This window comes from Parafannyhessea umbonata, assembly GCF_900111255.1.
GTDB lineage: Bacteria > Actinomycetota > Coriobacteriia > Coriobacteriales > Atopobiaceae > Olsenella_J > Olsenella_J umbonata_A.
This window is the reverse complement of sequence record NZ_FOGP01000001.1, coordinates 537,529-562,544: the sequence shown is the minus strand read 5'-3', so window position 1 is coordinate 562,544 and position 25,016 is coordinate 537,529. Positions and strand designations below refer to the sequence as shown.

At 57.8% G+C, this 25,016-nt stretch carries 21 protein-coding genes, 1 other RNA gene and 3 pseudogenes; 5 read left to right on the top strand and 20 right to left on the bottom strand.

The window, feature by feature from the left end; genetic code table 11:
- Positions 1-79 precede the first annotated feature (79 nt).
- The 3 genes from BMY31_RS02420 to BMY31_RS02410 form a co-directional block, all read right to left on the bottom strand.
- Complete coding sequence (locus BMY31_RS02420) at positions 80-1,081, bottom strand: ATP-grasp fold amidoligase family protein (protein WP_091007911.1); 1,002 nt, start codon at positions 1,079-1,081, stop codon at positions 80-82.
- 41 nt (positions 1,082-1,122) lie between these two features.
- Positions 1,123-2,634 (bottom strand): lipopolysaccharide biosynthesis protein, encoded by a 1,512-nt coding sequence (locus BMY31_RS09020; protein WP_091007908.1) that lies wholly within the window; start codon positions 2,632-2,634, stop codon positions 1,123-1,125.
- Between the two features lie 233 nt (positions 2,635-2,867).
- The gene (locus tag BMY31_RS02410; RefSeq protein WP_143802918.1) at positions 2,868-3,785 is read right to left on the bottom strand and encodes a hypothetical protein; all 918 of its coding nucleotides are present in this window, start codon (positions 3,783-3,785) and stop codon (positions 2,868-2,870) included.
- Between the two features lie 724 nt (positions 3,786-4,509).
- On the opposite strand from BMY31_RS02410, the gene BMY31_RS02405 reads away from it, so the two are divergent.
- Positions 4,510-5,559 carry a glycosyltransferase family 2 protein gene (locus BMY31_RS02405; RefSeq protein ID WP_180371331.1) on the top strand — a complete coding sequence of 350 codons (1,050 nt, stop codon included), beginning with the start codon at positions 4,510-4,512 and terminating at the stop codon, positions 5,557-5,559.
- 49 nt (positions 5,560-5,608) lie between these two features.
- Here BMY31_RS02405 and BMY31_RS02400 read toward each other — a convergent pair whose 3' ends face one another.
- The 12 genes and pseudogenes from BMY31_RS02400 to BMY31_RS02345 form a co-directional block, all read right to left on the bottom strand.
- Positions 5,609-7,525: an HAD family hydrolase gene (locus tag BMY31_RS02400; protein ID WP_091007899.1), complete on the bottom strand. Its 1,917-nt coding sequence runs from the start codon at positions 7,523-7,525 to the stop codon at positions 5,609-5,611.
- Positions 7,518-8,648 carry a glycosyltransferase gene (locus tag BMY31_RS02395; protein WP_091007897.1) on the bottom strand — a complete coding sequence of 377 codons (1,131 nt, stop codon included), beginning with the start codon at positions 8,646-8,648 and terminating at the stop codon, positions 7,518-7,520. Before BMY31_RS02395 ends, BMY31_RS02400 begins: the two co-directional genes overlap by 8 nt.
- Before the next feature lie 80 nt (positions 8,649-8,728).
- Positions 8,729-9,649, bottom strand: a complete 921-nt coding sequence (locus BMY31_RS02390; RefSeq protein WP_091007894.1) for a glycosyltransferase family 2 protein — start codon at positions 9,647-9,649, stop codon at positions 8,729-8,731.
- The gene (locus BMY31_RS02385; protein WP_219334837.1) at positions 9,649-10,386 is read right to left on the bottom strand and encodes a sugar transferase; all 738 of its coding nucleotides are present in this window, start codon (positions 10,384-10,386) and stop codon (positions 9,649-9,651) included. The genes BMY31_RS02390 and BMY31_RS02385 overlap by 1 nt, the downstream gene beginning before the upstream one ends.
- Positions 10,387-10,401: 15 nt before the next feature.
- Positions 10,402-11,613 (bottom strand): nucleotide sugar dehydrogenase, encoded by a 1,212-nt coding sequence (locus BMY31_RS02380; RefSeq protein ID WP_091007891.1) that lies wholly within the window; start codon positions 11,611-11,613, stop codon positions 10,402-10,404.
- Between the two features lie 1,211 nt (positions 11,614-12,824).
- Positions 12,825-14,192 (bottom strand): exopolysaccharide biosynthesis polyprenyl glycosylphosphotransferase, encoded by a 1,368-nt coding sequence (locus tag BMY31_RS02375; RefSeq protein WP_091007887.1) that lies wholly within the window; start codon positions 14,190-14,192, stop codon positions 12,825-12,827.
- 438 nt (positions 14,193-14,630) lie between these two features.
- Positions 14,631-14,951: a hypothetical protein gene (locus BMY31_RS02370; RefSeq protein WP_091007884.1), complete on the bottom strand. Its 321-nt coding sequence runs from the start codon at positions 14,949-14,951 to the stop codon at positions 14,631-14,633.
- 318 nt (positions 14,952-15,269) lie between these two features.
- Positions 15,270-16,256 (bottom strand): hypothetical protein, encoded by a 987-nt coding sequence (locus BMY31_RS02365; protein WP_180371329.1) that lies wholly within the window; start codon positions 16,254-16,256, stop codon positions 15,270-15,272.
- A complete protein-coding gene (locus tag BMY31_RS02360; protein ID WP_091007879.1) occupies positions 16,256-16,714 on the bottom strand; it encodes a Panacea domain-containing protein in 459 nt (152 codons plus the stop codon). Before BMY31_RS02360 ends, BMY31_RS02365 begins: the two co-directional genes overlap by 1 nt.
- 402 nt (positions 16,715-17,116) lie before the next feature.
- Positions 17,117-17,401 carry a DUF4177 domain-containing protein gene (locus tag BMY31_RS02355; protein WP_219334836.1) on the bottom strand — a complete coding sequence of 95 codons (285 nt, stop codon included), beginning with the start codon at positions 17,399-17,401 and terminating at the stop codon, positions 17,117-17,119.
- A gap of 501 nt (positions 17,402-17,902) precedes the next feature.
- The gene (locus BMY31_RS09015; RefSeq protein WP_143802922.1) at positions 17,903-18,040 is read right to left on the bottom strand and encodes a hypothetical protein; all 138 of its coding nucleotides are present in this window, start codon (positions 18,038-18,040) and stop codon (positions 17,903-17,905) included.
- A gap of 424 nt (positions 18,041-18,464) precedes the next feature.
- Positions 18,465-18,695: pseudogene (locus BMY31_RS02345) on the bottom strand (sugar transferase); the annotation flags it as partial.
- Between the two features lie 39 nt (positions 18,696-18,734).
- On the opposite strand from BMY31_RS02345, the gene BMY31_RS02340 reads away from it, so the two are divergent.
- On the top strand, positions 18,735-18,968 hold the full coding sequence (locus BMY31_RS02340; RefSeq protein ID WP_091007869.1) for a hypothetical protein: 234 nt from the start codon (positions 18,735-18,737) through the stop codon (positions 18,966-18,968).
- A gap of 254 nt (positions 18,969-19,222) precedes the next feature.
- On the opposite strand, the gene BMY31_RS02335 is transcribed toward BMY31_RS02340, so the two are convergent.
- The 5 genes and pseudogenes from BMY31_RS02335 to BMY31_RS09000 form a co-directional block, all read right to left on the bottom strand.
- Positions 19,223-20,416, bottom strand: a complete 1,194-nt coding sequence (locus BMY31_RS02335) for an IS110 family transposase (protein ID WP_091007866.1) — start codon at positions 20,414-20,416, stop codon at positions 19,223-19,225.
- A gap of 231 nt (positions 20,417-20,647) precedes the next feature.
- On the bottom strand, positions 20,648-20,908 hold the full coding sequence (locus tag BMY31_RS02330; protein WP_219334835.1) for a PTS transporter subunit EIIB: 261 nt from the start codon (positions 20,906-20,908) through the stop codon (positions 20,648-20,650).
- A 107-nt stretch (positions 20,909-21,015) separates the two neighbouring features.
- Positions 21,016-21,222 carry a PRD domain-containing protein gene (locus tag BMY31_RS09010; RefSeq protein WP_369821288.1) on the bottom strand — a complete coding sequence of 69 codons (207 nt, stop codon included), beginning with the start codon at positions 21,220-21,222 and terminating at the stop codon, positions 21,016-21,018.
- Between the two features lie 176 nt (positions 21,223-21,398).
- Positions 21,399-21,632, bottom strand: a pseudogene (locus BMY31_RS09005) (PRD domain-containing protein); the annotation flags it as partial.
- A 131-nt stretch (positions 21,633-21,763) separates the two neighbouring features.
- Positions 21,764-21,859: pseudogene (locus BMY31_RS09000) on the bottom strand (CAT RNA binding domain-containing protein); the annotation flags it as partial.
- A 246-nt stretch (positions 21,860-22,105) separates the two neighbouring features.
- On the opposite strand from BMY31_RS09000, the gene rnpB reads away from it, so the two are divergent.
- The 3 genes from rnpB to BMY31_RS02310 all read left to right on the top strand — a co-directional run bounded on the left by rnpB (position 22,106) and on the right by BMY31_RS02310 (position 24,984).
- Positions 22,106-22,461, top strand: an RNA gene (gene rnpB, locus BMY31_RS02320) — RNase P RNA component class A.
- Positions 22,462-22,604: 143 nt separating this feature from the next.
- Complete coding sequence (locus BMY31_RS02315; RefSeq protein WP_091007857.1) at positions 22,605-23,960, top strand: putative DNA modification/repair radical SAM protein; 1,356 nt, start codon at positions 22,605-22,607, stop codon at positions 23,958-23,960.
- Entirely contained in the window at positions 23,896-24,984 is a 1,089-nt protein-coding gene (locus tag BMY31_RS02310) for a TIGR03915 family putative DNA repair protein (RefSeq protein WP_091007853.1), read from the top strand. The genes BMY31_RS02315 and BMY31_RS02310 overlap by 65 nt, the downstream gene beginning before the upstream one ends.
- The last annotated feature ends 32 nt before the right edge of the window (positions 24,985-25,016 follow it).

Here is a 25,016-nt window from a genome sequence, read left to right as displayed (position 1 = left end):
TTGTTGGCTCGATTGCCCTCGCCACCTCATCCTTGACAAGCTATAGCCAAGTCGGAATACCTATAAACGCTCAATTTATTTAGTAAGGACGCTTGGGCAGCTCGAATAGACCTCCAAGAGCTTCATCTGTCTCTGGCGGATCCCAGTCACAGTACCCACCCATCGAAGTGAAAGTCATTTCGCCGAAAACAATGCGACCGTCCGACATACGGTAAAAATCTACGCGAACATGAGGGAATCCAGCTGCCAACGCCTCGGCCGCCTCTATCATCTCGTCAAGATTCTCGGGCTTTGCTATCTCGCGCTCGTTACGCGGATAGCTATAGACGAACGGCGTCTTCTCCCACTCCCTATTAAAGAAAGCCATCTCGAGACCAGTTGCACGATTAGAGAGAAACTGTACGAAGTGACATCTCCCCCCAAAACACCAGAACTTATAATCCCAAAGATCGTCGCCCGACCCGTCGGATAGACTCCCGTTCGTCAGATACTCCTCAGCTATTATCCTCGGCTCACAGAACCGATAGTGCAGTTCATAATCAGAAATGAAAGCGTAATCAAGCTTGAGCCACCGCGCCAGTCTCCGGCGCGTCACCCTCTCATCCAGCTTCGTTTTGTCAGGAACTATGACATTCCACTGGCAGCCATGGGTTGCCTTGAGTACAAAACTCTGTGGCAAACTGGAAAAATCGATTTCATCTGCGCTGTCCCAAACTCCATACAGCTTTGACAGATATTTTTCACCGATTCGATCCGCAACGAAATTCCGAACGAGATACTTGTCAGCAAGCCTCCCGTATTCCGGCGTCGAATGATACGCCTTCATCCACTGGATCTTTTCGTTGTAGGTGTGCGGATGAGCTAAGTCAAGCGACGCGCTCGTACGCTCCTCATAAAGCCTCGTTATCTCGTCCGGCATTTTCGAGGAATCGAGCGCTTTCCTTTTTCTGATCTTGTTCCTCGTCTTCGCGTACACAACGGCCTCAACCATGCCAGCCGGCAGATTCTCCTTCAGGAATTCTCTCGCAGTCATTATTGAAACCCTCACTATTCTTATGAACAACCCGACGAGCGCAGTCATGACAGGTGCAAGGCCAAGGAAACAATAACACTAGCTCAATCTCACCGACCAAAACCGCTTCCCGGGAGGGACGGTTTAAGGCCGAGACGCTTCAAGAGCGCCAGCGCGTTTTGCCGCATATCCGGCTGTACAACGACGAATCCCAGGTAAATAACAACCGAGCACACGGCAGAAGCAGCTGCAACCGCTGGGGAACCAGAAACACTTGTAATCACAACTCCCGGTATCATTGCAGCTGCGGAAGCCACAAAGACCCATCGCATATTCCCCAACATACGCAGAGGCCCAATGCGTGCGACCTTCCATAAGATAGGCATCTGTATAACCACCAAACACAACTTAGTGGCAGGCATAGCCCACGTGACGGCATCGTAGCCCACCGACGCGCTCCACCACATAACAGGCAAGAACGGCACAAGGAACGCCACCTGAACGAAAGCGCAAAGCTCCGGCCGCCCAAGGGCGCGATACGCTTCAGAGCACATGAAGCCAATTACAACCACGAGAGCGCTGGCAGCAGTCCACAGGCCAAAGAAGAGCGCGGTCTCCGACCATTGGGATCCAAGAAGCAGCAACGTAGTCAGATCACGGTAGACAAGTACTCCGAACGTAAGGGGAACAACGCCGAGGGCAAGATAACCCTGCATACGCAGAAATACATGTCGAAAGCGAGACGGGTCATTCTGGACTTCGGAGAGCGCAACAAACACAACAGGCAACACAGCAGAAGTAACCAGTGTAATGATAGAGTTTGACATCGAGGTTGAAGTCTTATAGAACCCGACGTGAGTCTGATCCATCAGGCGACCTATGATAAATGTGCCTGCCCACATGTTGACCCACGTGGCCGCCGCTTCACCGAGGATCCAGAGGCCGTAAGAAAGCATATGCCGCAGTACCCAAAAACTATATCGGAGCGTAGGCTTCCAGGGGGAATTAGCCGTAAGCCAAAAGGCTAGAAACAGATTCGAAGTGAGGGTACCCACGACCATCGACCACGGGCCGAGACCAAATGCCGCAAGCGGTACGGACACAGCGAGAATTAGCAGGCTCGAGCCCACCCGCGAGCCAAACAGCGTACGGAAGTCAAACCTACGTTGATAGAGAGCCGTTTGGACACTGGAGAGAGAGGTAAGCGGTAGAGACAATGAGGCCACTGCAAGCAAGTCTCCCCAACCATCACTCCCAACTAATGTAGCTAGCCATTGTCTAGAGAGAATCACAAAGAATGCAATGACGACCGAGACGGCAAGGTTCGTCCAGAACGCAACGCATGCCGAAAGAGAGAGTTCGTCATCACTCGAAAACCGGTGTTGTATCAAGTAGCGTTGGAAGCCGGAGTCTGAAATCGTATCTGCAAGAGACGTTATCATCGTTGCGCTGGCGACAACGCCAAACGCAGCGGGAGAGAGTAGGCGTGCGAGCACCATAGTGGTGACAGGCGATATAAGCTTGGACACTACCTGCGTAAAAACGGACCACTTCGCTGCGCCCGCGACCCGCGACCCAAGGCTATCTTCCGTACCGTCAGTATTACTTTTTTCACTTATCATTAGGTATCACAATCAGTACACGCACGGAAAAGCGCATAGAAGGAAACCGTGCACGACGCCCGTTAAATGCTCGCGCTCATCTGCAACACAACCGCTGAAAAGAACAGTTGTTACACTTCACGCGCCCTTTTCCATACGAGCAGGATGATACATCGCACATAGCCCACAAGGCGCAATCGCCAAAAAATACAATATCAATCACCACACTTGCCAGACACGCCGCCCCAGCAGAACTATCCATTAACCCCTGTCGGTGAGCGCCGGATCTCGGTAGGGCGGCTCAGGGCAGTCCTACCGAGACCCGCCAATAGCAGGAGCGTAAAATTCGAGTGCAGATACATTGGATAGCCTTCTACCACCCCGTATACAACGTAGATGAGGATTGCGGCGACGGCAAATGGATGAACCCGTTTCCCTCGCGATCGAACCACCAAGACAACGTAAGCCACGAAACAAGCCAGCAGAGCGACCATTCCATTGACGAGCGACATGTATGAATAAGAACTGTCCACGGCAGCGAATCCTAAGCCGTTGTGATACGTAGACGAATGAACGTATGGCCTGCCGAAGAGCGTAAAGCCACCATTTGCGACATAGTACTGATTCGCAAAAGACGGACGGAGATGCGTAAGTCTATCCACTATATCCGCAAGGATGCCATACCCTCCATGATTTGCAGTGAGCAGAAGCATGATCAAGCCAAGGACCGTGGGTGCAAGGATTAACAACGGCACCCACATCCGTCGTAAGCGTGCGACAACCGACCTGGTGGCGTCAATATGCCCCACGAAACATGCGAACGCGACAATGACGAGTAACGCGGCCGCAGAATTGGAGCTAAGCGTTACCTTCGCGAAAACCGCGGCAACAACCGCAAGCACGAAGGAAATGGCCCAGTGCCTGGAATCCCAGTAGACATACATAAGCGCACCCAACGCGCTAAGCAGAAGGCCGCCAAGAGTATTTGGGTGGCCGAAGCCATAAGCAAAGACAAGCCGCCCATTTGGAATAAACTCACGCATTATAATGGCCCCCGTCATCGAGAGCAGCATCACAATGACAATCGAGATGAGCGCTACGATTGCATACGTCTTGCACAGTCTACGCGGCTCAACAAATGACACCGTGAATACCACTAGCAAGTCAATCATCAAGCTATCGCTGTGAGACAGTTCGGCCGACAAGTACATTACCGTTACGCCCAAAGCAAGAACAAGACAGCCGATAACCCCCCATCGCCCGGCACGCACGAAAAGAATAAGGATACATACGGCCATTACGAGAGCATCTGACAGATAACAAAGCTTCAGCGCAGATAGTTCCGGACTCGCCGTCGCAATAGGACTCCACGCTATCATCATAAACACGCGTAGGACAATCGCAAACAGAGCAAGTCGCTCAAGAAGAACAGTCGGTAATCCAACCCTCTTCCCAACCAGTTCCGCGCGACGGCGAGGACCACGTTGAATCGGCACTTCGATTGACGGCGCATTCTCAGACACTATGACAGCCCAGCCTTCCACCTTAAGTGACGCAAAACTCCATGCGCGTCGCGCGGCGATTCTTCGCATTGACCGACATCGGCTCAGGGACGCGCCCGACCCCTTTCACGAAGAGAAAACCAACTGCTCTTACGGCACCACGCTGAGCACATTACTCAACAATCAGTCCTCATCAGTTGAGTATAAACATACGATTCGGCTATCAGTCGCTTAATCCGACCACTTGTGGTTGATTTAAAGCGACGGATTTAAAGCGACGTCAACGTCGGGGAGCGCCATCTTCTATTATTATGGTTCGGGCATGAGAGGCTCATTCCATTCAGTCGCTCACTTCTTAAACTATTGCCCATGCCGAATTAGGCGGGATTTCAAGATGGACCTATCCGTTGTCATAACGATGTACAACACGGAAGCCTATGCCTCGCAGTGCCTCGACAGCGTTGCCTCGCTTCCCGGTGAAAGGTGCGAGATCATAGTCGTAGACGATGGCTCCACGGATGGCACGTCCTCCATCTGCAGGGAATGGGCATCTGGTCGCGACAACGCGCATTTCATTTCTCAGCACAATTCAGGCGTTTCCGTCGCACGCAACGTCGGCATTGGAAAGGCTTCCGCACCCTACATAGCCTTTCTGGATGGAGACGACTGGATCGAACCGGATCTTCTCATGTCGCTACTAGATTGCGCGCTGGAGCACGACCTGGACATCGCCATCGGAGCCTTCTCCTCTAGCTACCGAAACAGAATCGAGCGGTCACGTTTCTTCAACTTCAAACGCCACGTCTTCTCTCAAGACGAAAAGAAGTCACTGGTGAAGAACTGCATGGTGACATGTGACTTTGGCAGACAAGGAATACCCACGAACTGCGGGGTACCCTGGGGCAAGCTATACCGGAGCTCCTTCATTCATGACAAAAGGCTGGGCTTTGTGCCTGGGCTGAAGAGAATGCAGGACAGCGTGTTCAACATATCGGCCTATGCGCAAGCGACGTCCATAGAGGTATTCGATCTGCCCTTCTACAACTATCGCATCTCGTCCCAATCCTCGGTAAACAAATGCAACCCCCATTTCCGCGACGTCGCCATGAGCGTTCTGAAGAATATGAGATGCGCGCTCGCCGAGAACGGCCTGTTCGATTCATGCAGGGGCGTGTACACCACAAAAGAGTTTCTCCTGTTGCTAGAGACCATCCGGCTCGCGGTTATATCGGATGGAAGCCTCGGACTGCTTGGCAAGCGAAAGAAAATTGCCGAGCTTTCGAACGACAGCGTCTTTCGGGAGGGGGTCTGCAATTGCGATCCAGGCCTGCTCACGAGGAAAGAAAATGTGCAGCGCCAACTAATACAGCGACGCTTATACATGCCCTTTTGCATCACGTTGATGATCAGGAGATCCATTAAAAAGAAATCGATGTTCGCGTGAGGCCACCAACCCAAGCCAGCACAGGACAGCGGCTTCTTCGCGCCAAAGGCTAGCGACCGGTCGAGTGGAACAGGTGCCGAAGGGTCGTATACGCCGGTCCGTAGTCAAATGGCAGCACGATCATCGACTTCATGAAGCCGATCCTCCAGGTGGACCCAAAGAAGTCGCGCTTCAGCAGCGAGGGATGAGCGACGTAGTCCGCCCTCCCCCGTCTTTCGACGATATGCTTCGTCTCGCCGAAGTCGAGGAACTCAAGGTCGCCGAACAGCCTCACGAGGTCAACGGTGGGACGCGTCCCGCAACGATGCACGCCCGCAAGGGCATCCTCGCTGTCCATCGGGCCGACCTCGGCCAGGCCGAGCCGGACAGCGTCCGAAAGGAACCGTCTCGCGCCATCCTGCACCGACCGTATCAACTGCAGGCTTTCCGGAGCGAGCTCGCAGGATTCCATGAGCGGAACAATACGGGACCCCGACACGACGTAGCCGCTCGTTATGCCGTCGCCGCTGGCAAAGAACGACTCGAAGAGTCCCCAATACCCTGCCATCAGCGACTCGCCGTCGCGCGAGAGGTCGTTATATACATACCCCTCCGAGTCAAGGTCCTCCGTCTTGGTCGTTCCGATGTAGCGCCCCCGCAGGCGTCCCCGCACCACCCTCTCGAGCGCACGCTGCGCAGAACCATGCCACCCCACATCGACCAGGGCACACCCGTCAGAAAGCCCCTCCTGCCTCACGTACTCCTCGAGAAGGCGCCGCATCTGCGCCGCATTGCCGCGCACCGCCCGCAGAATGCCCTGCGAGGCACGGACGACGCGAGGGTCGGCGAAGAACGCGTCCCTGTCAAACGCCTCGTCGGCGGAAATCGAGTCGGAGGGATCAAGGGCGGGCACGAAATCCTCGTCGTACTTGATGCCCACTGCCGAGCAGAAGGCGTATGCGGTCATCACCCTGGGGAAGCCCACCGCATCTCGCAGATCTTCCAGAGTGCTGCATCCCTCCAACGCCGAGCTGTTCATCGTCCTGCGAGACACTCGCAGGTAGCGGGTGGTCGAGGACTCGGAGGGATACAGCAGCCTATAGCACTCGAGGATGAACTTCGCGTCGCGTGCGAGGAAGAAGGCCTCCCCCATGCCCTTCGCCGCAAGCTCCTCCTTCAGCCACTGGCAGAAGCCCAGCATCAACGGACCGAGGGTTCGGTATCCCACCTCGAACTCGGGCGACTCGCCGGAGCACCGATGTGACAGGAGTGGGTCGAGCCTATCGGACAGATCGACACGCGCGTGGTGGTGGCCGAGCTTGCCGAGCAGCTTGCTCTGAACGCGATCGCCGACATAGAAGGGCTTGACGCCAGAGAGGCGGGCGCCCCTCACGTCGGCCGCCAGCGAGTCGCCGACGTGGAGGACCCTGTCCGGCTCCACGCTCAGTTCGCGCGCAACGCTGGCCAGCAGCCGCCCGTCCGACTTCCCGCATCCCCACTCGCAGGACACGAAGATGCATTCCGTCTCCTCATAGCCGTTCTCCTCGAGCAGCCCGGACAAGACCTCGGACGAGAGGTACATGTCTGAGGTGACGACGATCCTCTTACCGCACGCGACCGCCTCGTCGTACATCGCACGCACGTCCGGCCTTGCAAAAAGCACCCTCCGCTCGCAATCGACCTCAAGCCGCTTGAGCTCATCGCGCTCGCTCGGAGTAAGAATGGGCAGGGAGCCGTATATCTCGTCGAGCGTCATGGGGCGACCATGCACCGATGTGTCGTCCGCGGCCGCCCTCGCCCTCGCAAACGCGCCATCGCACTCGAGCGGAAGCCCAGACCAACGGGCGAACGCCAGATCGAAAACGAAGTTTGGGCTGGAGCAGGCGCGCTGGAGGAGCGTGCCGAACACGTCGAACGAGACCACGTCGACGTCGGAGAGAAGCTCCGTGAACCTGCTCCTCGAGGCATCACCAGAAAGCTCATGCATGACGATAAACCTCCTCCAAATACGCAACACTGGCCCCCACAGAGAAGCCAGCGGCTGCCACGTCGTCCGAATAAGCACGCCTTTCAGAATGGCGCACCGCTTCATCAGAAACCGCCACCGCCCACGCGGCAGAGCCTTCGGAGAGCGGTACCATCCTCACCAGAGGCGTAACGCATGCCTCGTCCTGGATGGCCTCGCTCACGACACACGGGAGCCCCGAGCATTGAGCTTCGATAAGTGAGTAAGGAAGTCCTTCAAAAAATGACGGCATCAGAAACGCATCGAGGGCACAGTAGTAGTCCTCGGGATTCTCGACCGATGGGATGTGGGTGTACAGATCCGCGACCCCGAGTCTCTCTGCCAGCAACAACGTCTCCCCCTCAAGGCTGCCATCCCCTATGAGCAGAAGCCGTGCATCCACACCAGACGCGATAAGCTCAGCCAAGACGCGGACCGAGAAGAGCGGGTTCTTTTGCTCCGAGATTCTACCGAGGCTTCCCACGACGAGCGTCTTCTCTCCAACGCCGAGGTTCTTGCGCACGCTTCCACGCGCCTCGACGTCGAAGGCAAAGCGACTCGTGTCTATCCCGTTTGGGAGGAACTGGAATGGTGACCCCGCGAAGAGGTAGGCTCCCGCCTCCTCCGAGCACGCAAGCCTGACCGTCGCAGCCCTCTCCCAAAGCCTTTGGCCAATACGATGAAGCACAGACTTCAGCGCACGCGCCACACCGGTGAAGTCCGAATTATGCGAGTGCGCAACCCTCACGGGCACGCCACACTGGCGCGCAATGTCCACATAGGCAAGAGTCGAGCCGTTCATCGCATTAACGTGCACAATATCGACATCGCCCCTAGAGAGCCTCTCGCGCCACATTTTCGTCCCAACGCGAAAGCGGCGCACCAAACTGGGCATCTCACCCGGAAAGGCCGCGGTCCTCGGAACTCCAAGCGACGCAAGTTCGTCATCAAAACCGTCATACCAATCGTATGCAGACCAAATCTCAAACGAGTATCTCTCTGTACCTAGAACACGAATGGCATTCATGACAAACGTCTCAATACCACCGTGCCCCCAAGCCTCTTGAAAAATAAGAATGGTTATTCTGTCTTCATTCACGTCCACATTACCCTTCGTCAACGCATAAAGAACAAGGCAGCAGGAGAGAAAAGCGCGGCAAGCGAGACTGTCGAATGCCTCTTCGACTAGCCTTGCGACGAGCGCCCCTTAGAAGTTTCCTCAACAACTGGCTCATACCGCAAGCCCTCGGCTAAGCTGGAGTAAAGCGTCCTGAGCTTACCGATCCTGTCGCCTTTGGAGCGCAACAGAACGTTGGCTGTCGTAAACCCTGCCTTCGCCACGAGATACGCCCAGCCCTTGGCGCCATACCGACGGTAGAGGTGAACGTCGTTCCTGTACAAGTAGCGATAGCGCCAAACGCGGTCGGGCGAATCGCGGGCAAAGTCCACTTTCATGTTGACTGCCGTATTATGAAGTACGGTGCTACTCGGAACCATGTAACACGTGAACTGCTCTGAGATCCTCGAAGTGTATTCGTAGTCGTCGGAGTAGATAACGTAGTCGGCAATGGGATAGCCGATCTGTTTTACGGCATCAGCATTCAAATAGAGGGATGCCATGGCCGCAATCTTAACGGGCACCAAACCCAAATGACGGTCCCGATCCCCCACAAAAGAGAATACGCCAGTCTTCTGAATATTGGCTTTACACGGAGTGCCGTCTTTCCACCTGGCAAAGCTCGAGAGGAATCCCCAATCCCCTTCCAGAAACTCATCCGCATCCGCAAGCCTCTTCAGAGCAGTCGCATCGGGAACGACGTCATCATCCATGACCCAAATCCGAGAATAGCCAGCCTCGTATGCCTCTTTCACGCCATGATAGAAACCACCAGCAGAGCCGGTATTCTCGCCAGTGTCGACAAAACGAACACCCGAATCGGTGCAGCCGCTAAGAAACTCGGCGGTTCCATCCGTGCTTCCGTTGTTGACCACTAGGACGTCACAGGTCGCACCATCCTGATTTCGGATTGCCTGGATGCAGGCCTTGAGTTGATCGAGACGGTTATACGTCACTACGACAGCGACTATTTTTTTGTCAGGTGACATCAGTAGCTCCCGTCGCCGCGCAATACTGCACCAAAGGTCCTAGCGATAATCTTGACATCTGTCAAAATTGACATGTCCTGGATGTAGTCGAGGTCGAGCTCAACCCACTCCTCCCAGTCAATTCTAGATCGACCCATCACCTGCCAGTAGCAGGTGAGCCCAGGCTTAACGAGGAGTCTCTGCTCCTCGTGGGGCGTGAACTCCTTGGTGCGCTGAATGGCACGGGGCCCAACGATGGACATTTCGCCCTTGATGATATTCACAAGCTGGGGGAGCTCGTCAATGGAGGTCTTGCGGATGAAGTCCCCCACCTTAGTGATGCGGGGGTCGTTCTCGATCTTGAAGGCAGGCCCCGTCTGCTCGTTCTGCTTGAGCAGGTCCTTGAGCTTAGACTCCGCGTCACGGTACATCGAGCGGAACTTGTACATCTTGAAGGGCTTACCGTCGAGCCCCTCACGAGGCGCCGCATAGATGACGGGCCGACCGTCCTCGATCATGATCGCAATGGCAGCGCCGAGCAAAACTGGCGAGAGAACAACGAGGGCGCTACTCGAGAGCACAATGTCTGCGGCACGCTTGACGACCTTGTAGTAGAGAGGTTTGCCGTCGCGCACGAGCTTCATGTTCTCTCTGTCAACGAGGGCGCGACGAGCGAGACGCTCGGGACTAACCTGGAACTTCTTGGCTGGAGCCTCTTCGGCAGCCTCGTTGGCTGCAATCGTTGCTGCCTCTGACATACTCTCCCCCTAGCTCTAGTCGCGTCCAAAGAGGTCACGCGTATATACCTTATCCTGCACGTCGGCAAGTTCGCCGTTCCACCTGTTGGCAACGATCACGTCGCACCGATTCTTGAGCTCATCCAAGTCATGAGTCACCTCATGGCCAAAATAGCTCCCCCCATCGAACGTGGGCTCGAATACAAGCATGGGAACACGATGCTCTTGAAGCCTACGCATGATGCCCTGGATGGAGCTAGCGCGGAAGTTATCGCTCCCGCTCTTCATGGTAAGGCGATAGACGCCAACGAGAGGCGCCCTCCCCTCCTCGAACACAATACGCATGACCCGGTCCATGACCTCATCTGCAACGAAGTTCTTCCGTACCCTATTCGCCTCGACGATGGCACCAACGAGCGACTGCGGAACGTCCTCATAGTTGGCAAGCAGCTGCTTGGTGTCCTTGGGCAGGCAGTAACCGCCATAGCCGAAGGACGGGTTGTTGTAGTGGCTGCCCACGCGCGGGTCCAGGCACACGCCCTCGATGACCTTGCGGGCATCCAGGCCCTTCGAGGCGGCATAGGTGTCGAGCTCGTTGAAGTAGGAGACGCGAAGCGCCAGGTACGTGTTGGCGAAGAGCTTCACGGCCTCGGCCTCGGTCGACCCCATGACGAGGGTCGGCACGTCCTCGTCCTCGGCCCCTTCGGCGAGAAGCGCGGCAAACTCGTCGGCCTTGGCCTTCTGGGCCGCATCCTCCGCGTCACACCCCACCACGATGCGGCTGGGATGAAGGTTGTCGTAGAGGGCCTTGCCCTCGCGAAGGAACTCTGGCGAGAACAGGATGTTCCGATCCCCCAGCTGCTCGCGCAGGCGGGCCGTGTAGCCGACAGGGACCGTAGACTTGATAACGATGGTCGCGCCTTGGTTCACGGCCCTAGCGGCCTCCACAACGGCCTCGACGGCTGACGTATCGAAGAAGTTCGTGGTCGTATCGTAGTTCGTGGGAGCGGCGATGACGATCCAGTCGGCATCCGCATACCCATCAGCAGAGTCGCACGTGGCGCGAAGGCTCAGCGCTCCCGAAGAAAGGGCCTGATCTAGCTCAGAGTCTTGTATGGGCGAACGGCCAGCGTTGACAATCTCGACCTTGCTGGGAACCACATCGACCCCAACGACGTCGTGGTGACGCGCCAGCAGCGCCGCGACCGAGAGGCCCACGTATCCGAGCCCTGCCACCGCAACCTTCAAACCCAGCCTCCTCAGAACAGACCCGGCGAAGCCAGGCCCTGCAGTCTATGCATGAGCCAGACAAACGCCTTGGGGACCCCGCCCGCATCAGTCACGAAACAAACCTATAACTTTCAAATTTTTCACATCATATACAACAGTTATTGTCGGCACACACATAGAAGGACTCTTGTAGACCACATGTGGCCCGCGTGACCCTTCGACGGCCCTTTTCGCCGCCCGTTTAGTTGTCGATTTATCGTTTCTCGGTCCGCCAAGGGGCACCCCTAGAGCTCCATCTTTACAATTACGCTTTGGGCGGTAACGAGTCGCTCCATTCAGGCGCCCACGATTTAAACGCCCATCTTTAACGGTTGGCACCACGACTATCATTTGTATGTCAAATATGGGACCACCGCAGCCTTCACCCGTCGCCCGTCTCCCAATCGCAGCTCCCAACCCACCACCGGACGCCACGCGCCAACGTATCGACACGAATCGTCGCAGGCGTGGCACAGCGCTTGCGCGGGAAAACAACATCATCCGGCGCAAGCGCTAAGTAAACCTAAGAGTACATCACGTCAACATTAAACTGAGACTAGAGGAATGAGACGCGATATGTGCCTAACGGATACAGATTATCAGAGCTGTCGCCGCGTCTCACCCAACACACGTTGATACATTACATAGACGCTTTCGTTCGAATCGTGTGCCGCAAAGCGCCTCGAGGCTTCGACGAATTACTTAGAGATGCCCTCCATGTCAATCGACCCATCAAGAATGTCCTTCAAGCGCTTGCCCCAAAGAGGCTCAATGGACGGCCTCCTATGGCGAATGGATCGGCGGCCGAGCGGGTGTTCTCGTGGTATCGCCACTCGAGGCGGCGTTGGAAGTCGGCGCTGCCGATGTGCTCGATCTTGCGAACGATCCGCAAGTCGCAAACGCAATCGGAACGTCGTCATTCCTCGTACCAGCGGGCTTGACGCACAAACCATCGCCGACCATGCTCGAGCACGTAAACATACCGTACCGCTTGAACTCAAACGGGACCCCGAGCGCCTCGCCAACGGCCCGACCTCAGACGCAGTCGCACAAAGCTGCCTTCGTCTCTGGTCCGCGCACACGATCTCATCTGACTGATGTGACTAGATTTCAACGCGCGGATGATTGATGCCAGCCGCGACCTTACAATAGAGGGCCTGGCTCTTCTCGGCCGCTGGGATGGCGCTTTCCTACTTCCCGGTGGCGTCGAAGACGGCGGAGAAGGTGCGCAGGACGATGTTGAAGTCGAGCGTGGCGGATGCGTGGCGAGCATAGTAGAGCTCGAGCTGCTGGCGGCTGCCGTCGGCGTAGGTGGCGTCGTTTCTCGCCTGCACCTGCCACCAGCCCGTGACGCCGGGCTTGCAGCCGAGGAACTCGTCGAGGTCGTCGCCGTAGTGCGCGAGCTCCTCGTCGACGATCGGGCGCGGGCCGACGACGCTCATCTCACCCTTGAGGACGTTGACGAACTGGGGGAACTCGTCGAGGGAGGTCTTGCGCAGGATGCGGCCGACGGCCGTGATGCGCGGGTCGTCCTCCACCTTGCGCTCACGCTCCCACTCGGCGAGCTGCTCGGGCGTGAAGTACTTCTCGACGTCGTTGGCGTCGGCCACCATGGAGCGGAACTTGTAGAGGTTGAAGTGGCGGCCGTGCAGGCCGACGCGGCGCTGCGTGTAGAAGGGCGAACCCTTGCTCTGCAGGGCGATCACGAGGCAGAGGATCGCGCCCGGGATGACCATGAGCACCAGCACCACGAGGCTGAAGAGGATGTCGAACGCGCGCTTGAGGACGTGCGCGTAGAGCCACCCTCCCCTTCCGGCGTAGTTGATGGTGGACAGCTCGCCGAAGTAGCCGAGCGTAGCGCCCTGGATGGTAGGGTCGATGAGGTCGAGTGCGACGTGGCAGGTGGCGCCCATCTGCGCGGCGGCGTCCACGAGGGTGGTGAGGTGGACCTTGGTGGCGTGCGGGGTGGAGACGAAGACGTCATTGACATCGAGGTCGGAGAGTGCGGCGGAAAGGCCACCCAGCTCGCAGTCGATCGCCTTTCCCGAAACGTCGCCGCAGAGGCGTCCCTCAGGCCTGAACGTGAGCCAGCCCAAGACCTCGTAGGTTTGGCCAATGACGAACCTCTTCTCCAGCTCATCGCGCATGCCCTCATCGATCACCATGAGAACGGTAGAACGAGCGCCGGTACGGCCGAACAGGGCCCGCACAAGCCACTTGAACGTCACGCGAACCACGAACATCACGCCGATGCAAATCAGCGTGAACCAGATCAGAACCAGGCGAGACGGCATGGGCTCCGCATGCATGACAAGCGCCAGAAATGAAATACCAAGCACAAGCATGGCAACATAGGCAATCACGACGCCGAGCTCCTGAACGGCGCGACGCTTCATGAAGCCTCGATTAAGGTGGATGGCGTAGTTGAAAAACGTGACCAGCAACACCAGCGACAGGTAGACGATGCGATTGGTGCGAGCTTCAGACGGCTCGATGTGATCGCCGAAACGAATCGACACGGACGCCCAATATGCGGACAGTATGCATGCGACATCCATTGCCCAGAGTGCGAGCCTTCTTAGTGTTCCGCCCTTGTCCATTCGCTTCCCGTAGTCGAGTGATTAGTCATACTAATTCATATTAGCAGCCGGAGTCGACGAGCTTCCTCGCATGCGCCACAGAGGCGCTGACGTGTCGCAAAAAAGCATCGAAGCTACAACGACCCCGTGAGAGGCCGTTTCCACGTCGCATTCTCACGGGATTTCACTTTGCCAAAAGCATCCAATCCAAAAAGGGAGAACGTTTTGACTATCTTTCGGTGCGCGTTTGCAATTGTGAAGGGCGTCATTTCGGAACGAAACAATTATCCGATTACGCAAAACAATTCGCCGCGCACCAACAAAGCGAACGCGATTCAGATAATCCATCTTTGCGCTGATCGGTCGCAGGCAAGGGGCAGGCTCTTCTCCCCCGCTTGGGGCGTGGGGGAGACGGGGCTACTTGGCGTGCGTGGTGGAGACGGCCCACTGGCCGCAGCGCTTGAGCATATCCATGCGCATGGCGACGTAGGCCGCGACCACGCCGAGCTCCTGGACGGCGCGGCGGCGCATGAAGCCGCGGTTGATGTGGAGGGCGTAGTTGAGGAAGGTGACCAGCAGGACGAGCGAGAGGTAGACGATGCGGTTGGTGCGGACCTCTGCGGGGGCGACGCCGGCCTCGGCGAAGCGGACCTGGACGGCAGCCCAGAAGGACGCCAGGACGCAGGCAACGTCCATCGCCCAGAGGGCGAGCCTTCTGAGGGTTCCGCTTCTGTCCATTGGCTTCCTGTTGTTGGTGGCTGATTGGTCACACTAATGACAGCAGGCAGGGGCGATGGGGCGGACGCGGGGGCCTTTCTGCGCTGAGCCGGAAGGTCAAGCAGAAGGAATGGATCACTGTGCTGTCCCCGGAGGAATCAAAAAGTGTGATTCTGCAACTTTTGGGCGTTTCAAAAAGTGCGATATTGCAATAAGGCGTCGCGAGCAGAATTCTCACAGCTTGCTTAGGCTAGCCTAGTCGCCAGCCGCAAGGCCTAAGAATTGCAGCGCACTTATTGACGCTTCTCAAGCATTTTGGGCATGGCGGATAATCGGTGACTATGAAAGCTGTTCGCCGAGCCAATTGCAGAACTCGTTTGAATTCACGTAGAAGTTGGGATAAGCAATCTTCAAATCGTCCGCCGACGAGGCACGGGCAAGCAGGAAGATCCCTGCATCGTCACCCTCTTCCAACTCGGCATAACGCCTCACTGCCTTATTCGCGCAATCCGAATCATATACCTCAAGCTCAATCGTCTGATAAGCAAAGTAAGCCTTAATGACGCACAGGTTGGCGCGGCAAACCCCTTCAGCTCCATCAGTCATCGCATACATCGAGTCCGCAGTAGCTTCTAGCCGTTCAAACACATGCAGCTTTTCCTCAAGTACCTTTAGCTCCTCACGAAGCCCCTCGGCATCACTCGTAGACTCGGTCATGAGGTCGCTAATCAACCTGAAGTAGCGATCATAATCCTTCGGCGCTCGACCTCGTTTAAGTCCAACGTCGGACACCGTATCAAACAACTCAACAGTTGTCGCCCAAAGATGCTGTTTGTGAGACCGGATTTGAATCTCTGTCAGCATGTTCTGCAAATGGAGCTGGTCAAAGTTGCGCTTATAGGACAAGTGAATGCCCCTGTATCCATTCTCCTTTGGATCCTTGATGTAGTCGTTTATGACTCGAATATTTTTACCATCGAAGCCCTCAATCGCCTTACTTAATCGATAGACTTCTTCATCGTCGCGAACAATTAAGCGCGCGCCAGAGATATCACCCATGCGATCAAGATTATGCTTGGGGTCTGCTCTGAGCTTGTCGATAATGGTATCCAGGCGTTTGATTCTGCCAACAAGAATTGGCGAGCAAATGTCACCACAAGCAGACTCAAGCACGTCCAGAGCCTCTCGTAGCACCTCAATATGAATGAAGCGCCAGAGATTTACAGTTTCTAGCGCTTCATCTAATCTTGGCTGCTGGGTTCCGCCATCAGCTAAGAATTTACCTGCTTTTCTAACCTTCTTTTTCCCAACGCCATACGAGTCCATTAGGCAAAAAGAGGGTTGCTGGGATCGGGATAATATGAAGATATGGCCGATGGCTCTATCTCTCCGTTGCATCTCTCCGAAGGCGCGGCGTCTCCACGCGCATCCTTCCACGGCGCCTCGGCATGACTCAGTTCCCTAAGATCTTCACCCGAAAGCATGCCAAGCTTTTCCACAACAGTTCGAACAATCTCTTGATCCGCTTTAGACAACTTAGAGGAATCACCAATCGATTCAAAATCAGAAGGAGTCACCACATAGCGCCTGGCATGCGCCTTGAACAGAGCCGGAGAAACGGGACCATTCACCCATGCCTCTACCCTTTCGGGAAACATGACTTGTCCACGCTCCACCAAACTGAGGACTTGGCAATAATAGACCAGCTTCTCTAGCTTCATGGTTGAAACCGGACCCGAAGCGTCCAAGACGCCCTTTGCAACGTCAAATACAGATGCCATCATCCTCACCTCCCTGTGAATCTATGTATTAAAGCTACCCCCTCGACCGGACAATAATTACGTCGAATCATCAGAATGCTATAGATTAACGCATATTACACTTTTTTCGGTTCCCCACCACGCCGTCTCAGTTCGCCACCCAAAAGCGATATCCATGAGCAACCGTGACAATTGACCGGCGCATAGCCATTCGCGTACGAAACAACCAGATGCTTCGTTATCGCAAAAAACGGCCGTGAAAAGACCGGCGGTAATAACTCCACGCTCGCCAACGATAGTCATGGCGTAATGCCCCGCCAGCGGATTGTCGCTACTTAATAACTCGGCCAACTAATAAGTAGCTCAGTTCAGGGCCTTTTGAAACCCACAGTCACTATGACCTTCTCGGTGAGCGATGAGTGGGCGCTAGATCCTCTCAAACACAAGCGTCGCCTGGATGCGGTCGCCGCCGGCAAAGCCGCTACTGTGAGCAGATGCCGTAGTAATGGTGTGAAGCCTATAGCCCTTTGCAGCCTGACGATTGATGACGTTCTCAAGCTCAGTTAGATTTCCCGAACCCGTTCCAATGAACTTCTCTTTAAGCGTAACCTGGAGCACTACATACGGCTTCTGCTTTGAAGCCTTCGGTGAACGAGCGGGTTCCGATTGGCCGTCATTTACCGACGCCATCGTCGAGGATGCCTCTTCCATGATGCGATCCATGAGTCCCATAGCCTTATCTTCCTTCCCATAGTCACCGACGTGGCATCAGTTTACAACAGCAACTGAACTAATTGGCCTAAGCCATTGGGGCCTTAAGCAGGAACGACGTCCACGCAAAGCCCCAAGAGTCGACTCACCAGGAGGAGTTGAGCACGCTAGAGCAAGTCCTTGAAATCGGTCGTCTCCAGGGGATAGATCGGATAGCATCATGCGCGCGAGCAGGTCATTACCATCCTTAGCAACAGGCGTGATGTAGCTAGGTCGGAAGCATTTCAGCCGATTATGTAGCTAAGTCGGAAAGATTTCGCCCGATTATGTAGCTAAGTCGGAAAGATTTCGCCAGATTTTGTAGCTAAGTCGGAAAATGCGCGCAATGCAAGGAAGCGGTTCTTGAAGGAGCGGGGTCGCAAGTTTAGCATTGAAGCATAGAAAAAACGGTTCGACCGTTTTGCAGAGTGGTGGCCTCCCCCATGGAGGAAACCACTCATTTTATTTGCGCCAGGGACGAATCTCGAGCCCAAGCTCCAACACGGAATCAAGCTCGACGATGGTGCGCAACGTCACGTTTGCCTCGCCGGACAGAATGTGAGAGGCCTGACTGGGCTTCTTTCCAAGCTCGCTCGCCAGAAGTCGGCATCTCGAAGGTCTTCAGGGGATATCTCAACATCCCGACTGTCACCCAGGCGGTAGGCGTGTTCGTCTTCGTGCGCTATGCATGCGAACGCAATAACGTCGTGACGCAACGCATCACAGCCCTCTGCACCGCAATCGCCCCACAGACCTTTGGCGTGCACCTCATTCACTGGTACGTGCTGAACCTGATTAAGCGCAGCGGGATGGTTCCGATCCACTCCATTGTTTACCGTACGGTGGGATCGCTCCTCGTTTTCTGCCTCTGCATACTGCTCACGTGGTTGTTCAGGTCAGCCATCTCGGGGATTAGATTCATGTCGGCGCAAAGGAAAACCGAGGCCGCGTAGCTCACGGGTGCCAAGTGACGCACAGGACTCGATCAAGGCGAGGTCCTTCTCGGCAGCTTGGGTGCGCTTCGCTACTTGCCGGCTCCGTCGAAGACGACGGAGAAGGTGCGCAGGACGATGTTGAGGTCGAGCGTGGCCGAGGCGTGGCGGGCGTAGTAGAGCTCGAGCTGCTGGCGGCTGCCGTCGGCGTAAGTGGCGTCGTTTCTGGCCTGCACCTGCCACCAGCCCGTGACGCCGGGCTTGCAGCTGAGGAACTCGTCGAGGTCGTCGCCGTAGTGGGCGAGCTCATCGTCGACGATCGGGCGCGGGCCGACTGGAAATCAAGCCGAGATGGAGGGGTCATGATCAACGCGCTGGCCCTTGCTGGCTGGCTGACGCAGATGTTCGGAACGCTTGCCCTCTCGTCCCCCGAAGCCGGCATCTCCAAGGTCTTCAAGGGATACCTCAATATTCCGGCCGTCGCCCAGGCGATATGCGTGTTTGTCTTCGTGCGCCATGCGTGCGAGAGGAATGGCGCCGCGACGCAAAAAACCCGACAAATGACTGAACGGAAAAGTCAATTGAATGTCGGGTGATCATCCATTTCAAGCGCCAGTGACTCTGACTAATCTAAGGACTCATAGGTCGCGACTACAATCATCTCGTTTTGAATCTTCGCGTGCTTACAAATAACGTACTGCTTAACCACACTCAGGATGCATCATGAGGCATAGGGGGGTGTTCCCATAGTTTTGTCAACCAGGACGCCCGCACTTAGATTCGGTTAATCTGCATAGCGACACGGGCCCCTCCTCGAGGGGCCTTTCTCTTCCGTCTCTCGGTGGACTTGCTACAGTGTCTGGCGCCGCAACAGCGCGTCCTCTCGATAAGGCATGCGATCCCTCATCACGGCATATATGACTTTCATCCTCTTTCGCGCGGTGGCCTTCAACGCCGCCTTGTGCGTCATTCCTCGGAAGCGGCAGGAGTCGTAGTACTCGCGAAAGTACCCCTTGGCCCTTAGGAGGCTGTTGCAGCTGAATATCAGCACGTTCTTCAGCTGCTTGTTCCCCTGTCGCGACGCCGAGACGGAGTTCAGCGACGTGCCCGACTGCCGGTTCCTGGGAGTCAGCCCGCAGTAGCTCGCGAGGTGGTCGTGGTCTGCGAAGTCCTCGATCCTAACGTTGAGCACGAGCTGCGTCGCCGTCCTCCGGGCGATCCCGGGGATCGTCAGCAGGCATTGGTAGGTCTCTTCTTCCATGACCTGCTCGTCGATGAGCCTTTCGAGCTCCTCTATCTGCTCCGTGTCCTCGCGGATTCTGCGCGCGATCATCGGGACGAGGACCGTCTCGGCTTTCACTTGCTGCTCGGTGGGCCTCGTGGCCATCCCGAGGCTCCTCCATACCGCCTCGGCCCTCTCCCGGGGCGCCTGCGAGGCGGCGCGAAGGAAGCGCCGCCTTCCTGCGTCGAGGACGTTCCACGGCCCACCAAGCCTCTCGAGAACTGCGATGCACCACGCCGCCTCGGGTTCCAGCCTGCGCTCGAAGTCAGGATTGGACTCGAGCGGCAGGGAGCGCAGCCGATTGACCTGGTGCGTCCTGTCCTTGATCAGGTCTGCGCGTTGGGCCTCGAGCCTGCGGGTTCCCTCGAGGTCATCCTCCTCGGGAACCGGCCTCAGCGACTGCGGAACCCCCATCGCCGTTCTGGCGATGACCTCGGCGTCCCGCGCGTCGGTCTTCGCGTCACCGGGAAAGAGCGACGACGCCCTGTTCGCCGAGATGCCGGGAAGGTATGCGACCTCGACGCCCGCGGCACGGGCGCGCCTGATCGCCAGCATGCCGATGTTCCTGCGTTGGTCGACGACGACCAGGGGAGTCCCCAGCTCGGCCGCGTCCGCGATCACCCTGTCCATCGCGGCCTCGGAGTTGTCGACGCCCGTGCTGAAGGCGTCGCGACCGTCCGCCAGGACGGCGTGAGCGTGGTGGGCCCGCTTGCCGACGTCGAATCCGACGTAGAGGTCGTAGGGCCCTTCGAAGCCATGCATGATGTATCCTCCAACCAAGTCGGCCGGCCGAAGGCCCGCGCGAGGACACCCACATTACCGAGCCGTCTGGTGCGGCAGGTTCCCATTAGTCCACGACGCGCGCCGCGCCGCCCTCCGCTGGCAACACCCCCCGGGCCCTCGATGGGGCAGGGGCATACGGCCATGCGGGGGCGGCCGGTCGGCGGCCCCATGCTGGGGTTGAGAGAAAGATAGCCCCGGCCGTCGCCGGGGCTATAACTCAATCCGCGAGGGGCTATTTCGAACTGTAATGGGGTTGTCGACGACCTGACCGACGACGACCTGGTACTGGCCTTGGGCATGCATGACCTTGATGACGTCCCTGGTGGCCTGGAGCTTCTCGTCGTCGGCCTTCGACTCGTCCTTCGGCCTGACGCGAAGCCGAGTGATGCAGTGTGCGACGGAGTTGATGATCCACCTACCGCCAACGAGCCCGATGATCGTCTTCGCGAGCTCGGTGTAGTCCTTGACCACGGCAAGCCCCTTTCCCCTATCGCAACCAGACCCCATGTCTAGTGCATTTCAACAAATATGAAACTATCTATCTGCATTGCCCTTGCGGGACGCAAGCATTCCGCCAATCAGTTCGTGCTGGATATCAACCCGTTGACGTGCATCAAGAGATACAGGAGCTCCTCCTCATTGCAGCGCCAGCCCATCTCGTCACGCAGCCAGGCGTCAACCTTCGAGACACAGGCGTACGCATCGGGAAAGTCATCGACCGCCTGTCTGAACAGCGAACGATTGGTGGTCTCGCTAACGACTCCGCGGGAGAAGCGCCCGACCAGAAAGCGAACGTGGGCGGCGAAGCGGGCGAACTCGTAGGAGTGTCCGCAGCAATGGAGAAGGACTCTTCGATCAGCTCGACGATCTTCTCGATGACGCGCGTCGATTCCATGACGTAGTGCATGTTGGTGGGCACGGCGGAGTCCATGCCGGGCGCGCCCTCGGAGTTCACGATGTGAAGCGCATTGTTGACGGCCTCGGCCTCGGGAAGCTCGAACCCCGTACGGCTCTTGATCATGCCCACGCCCGTGCGGGCGATCTCGAGCTCCACGGGATAGACTCGACGGACCTCGGCCTCGAGGGAGCTGTGGATGTCGACCCCCTCCTGCAGACGCTTCTGGGCGTACTGGATGTGATCGGCAAGAGTGAACGGAAGGTTGGGGTTGGGCTTGCGGTTGAGCTCGAACGCCACAAGGTCGTTGATGTCGGCCGCGACAATAATGTTCTCGAACGAAAGCGACTTGACCGCAGCGGCGACAGACTTAGAGACCCCACAGAAGGAGCGCTCGACCAGGGAGTCGTCAACCAGCGTGTAGGGCGCCTTGGGAAAGCCGATCCCTTGCCGAAGACAACGACCTCGCTGTCGGAGTCATCCAGCACGAGGGCCACGTTGTTGTTTATCTTCTGGGAGATGAGCATAAAAAAATCCTCACAAGACACCAGGCATGGCAAGGACAGAGAGCGATGGCTCAGCTGACGCTCTTGCGCAAGTGATGCCTCCCGAGGAGTAACAATCTCGCTGGAAAAGACGATGGAAATGCACGCGCGCGATGGCAACAACAAATTCTTCATTTCTTGGCGGCGGTCGCCTAGCGGCATGATGAGTTGGTAAGCATCGCCAACAACCAGCGCCAGCACTCCCCCGTCTGCTACAATCACTCACGCGAAGTGGGCCAGACGATCGCGGGACGCGCTTGCGTGTCATGAGGAAAGTCCGGGCTCCACAGGGCAGGAAGCAGGCTAACGGCCTGGCGGGGTGACCCGACGGAAAGCGCCGCAGAAAAGAAGACTCCCGCTGCTCGCGCAAGCGAGTGAGAGAAAAGCTGAAACGGTGGTGCAAGAGACCACCAGCGTCGTGGCAACACGGCGGCTTGGCAAGCCCCTTCCGGAGCAATCGCAAATAGGAGCGTCATGGTGCGGCCCGCACCGCGCTCGGGTTGCGAGCTAGAGGGCGTCGGTAACGGCGTCAGTAGATAAATGATCGTCCACGACAGAACCCGGCTCATCGGCCCACTTCGCACTATCTTCCCCTGGAAAACCCACTGCACGAGCTCCCGCGCACCGCATCGGACGAGGCTCTTCTCCCCAAAAAACAGAACACTTGTACTACGTGGCTCCTCGCACTAGACTGTATAGAACAGTCGTTCTATTTTTGGAGGCCCTCGTGGACACGCTCGAAAAGCTCGAAATACTTGCCGAGGCGGCAAAGTACGACGTCGCATGTACCTCTTCGGGTGCCCGAAGGGGACCAAAGGCGGGAGCGCTGGGACAGGCGAGCCCGGCAGGATGCTGCCACAGCTTCACCGCGGACGGCCGCTGTGTCACCCTTCTCAAGGTGCTCATGAGCAACGCCTGCAGCTACGACTGCGCCTACTGCGTGAACAGAAGGGGCGCCTCGTGTAAGCGGGCCACCTTTTCGCCGCGTGAGCTCGCCGAGCTCACGGTCGACTTCTACAAGCGCAACTACATCGAGGGGCTGTTTCTGTCGTCCGGCGTGCTGGGCACACCGGACGAGACCACCGAGCGCATGATCTTGTGCCTCGAGATCCTTCGCGGCGAGCTGTGCTTCAACGGCTACGTGCACGCCAAGGTCATCCCGGGAACGTCGGCTGACCTCGTCGACAGGCTGGGGAGGCTCGCGGACAGGCTGAGCGTCAACCTCGAGCTGCCCAGCGCCAAGTCCCTCTCGCTCCTCTGCCCGGACAAGGGAGTCAACAACGTGAAGGCCCCGATGTCGCAGATCTGTTCCAAGAGAAAGCAGGAGGAAGGGGCCCTCACGGACGGGCACCCGAGCCTCCCCTCCCGCCGGAGCGCGTCCGGCGTGGGGCTCGCCACGAACGGTGCAAGGCTCACGCTCAGGAAGACCTCCTCGGTATCAAGCTCAAAGAGGACCTTCGCGCCGGCAGGGCAGTCGACGCAGATCATCATCGGCGCCACGCCAGAGGACGACAACCACATCCTGCAGCTCTCCAGCGCACTCTACCGGCGCTACGACCTCAAGCGCGTGTTCTTCTCGGCCTACATGCCCGTGATGGAGGACGACCGGCTACCCGGACGTGAGACACCCGTGCCGCTTCGTCGCGAGCATCGCCTGTACCAGGCAGACTGGCTCATGCGCTACTACGACTTCTCGGCAGACGAGCTTGCCTCGCCAGATGCCCCGTGGCTCGACCTCGAGGTGGACCCAAAGCTTGCCTGGGCGCTCGCGCACATCGACCGCTTCCCCGTCGAGGCGAACGACGCCCCGCTCGAGGCTCTCCTGCGTGTGCCGGGAATCGGTCCCATCGGGGCAAGGCGCATCATACAGGCAAGGAGGCGCCACCCGCTGGGATTCGACGACCTCAAGCGTCTCAACGTCACGCTCAAGCGGGCAAGGCACTTCCTCACCTGTCACGGCAAGCGCGACGAGAGCTGCCCACTGGACGAGGAGCTCATTCGCAAGAGGGTGGTGAGCGATGCGAGTGCGACAAGCTACAACAGGCGTCGGAGGCAGGCCGAGGGGCAACTCGCGCTCTTCTAGCACGTTGTCCCAGCGCGAGGCTCTCGCCCACAGGAGCGAACACGCAGACGAGGTAGCACCCGAAGTCCAGGAGATCGTCGAACGCGTCAGGAACGCGATATCAGGCTGCGACGGCCTGCTCGTGTCCACCCCGGCGACGCTCGAGGGGGTCCTTGCGGCCGTGGGCGTGGGCTACCTGGCGCACGTCCCCCACGAGCGGATGCGCCTATGCGTCACGAGCTCGGCGCAGCCGATGCTCGGCGAGGCGTTCGAGACGATCCCAGAAGTCCTTCCCGAGGGCCTAGCGGCCCTCGCTCGGCGCGTGTACGCCGGCCTGCAGACAAGGCTCGCCGCCACCTGCCCGCGCGCCCAGGAAGGCAGATGCCCCGCACGCTGCTCTGGCGAGTGCGCGTTCAAGCTCGCTTGGGCATGCGCCTCTGACAGCAAGGGGATGCCCGAAAGCGTCCACCGCTATGTCGTGAGGTGCTTCGCGGAGGGCGCGGGCGCGGCGCAGGATGCCACGGACCCCGTCACCGCAGAGGTTGACGCCCTCGCAAGGCAGGTCATGGGCGAGTGCGAGCACGCACGGCAGTTCGTCCGGTTCTCGCACATGGCCGACGACACGCTAGGCGCGTCCTTCTCGCCCAACGCCGACGTGCTGCCCTTCGTCTCGCGCCACTTCGCGAGGCGCATGCGAGAAGAGCGCTTCTACGTCGTCGATCCCGTCCATGCCACCGCGATATTCCACGACCGCGGGTGGAAAGCCTGCGAGGTCGCGCGTCTCGACGCACGGACGGTCACGGGACTCGCAGGTCGAGGGGACCTCGCCCCGGACGAGCGCTACGTGCGAGCCCTCTGGAAGAGGTTCTACGACGGACTGGAGCTCAAGGGCAGAAACGCTTCCCAGCGCGGCTATGACCTGCGCAAGGGCTGGATGCCCGTACGATTCTGGAGAGGGCTCTTCGAGCTTGACCCCCGCTCCGACGACCCGGGTCCCCACGTGCCCGAGCGCTACCGGGGAGGACACCGCAACAGGCCCGCCTAAGACGAAAAGGCCCCTCCCATGGGAGGGACCTT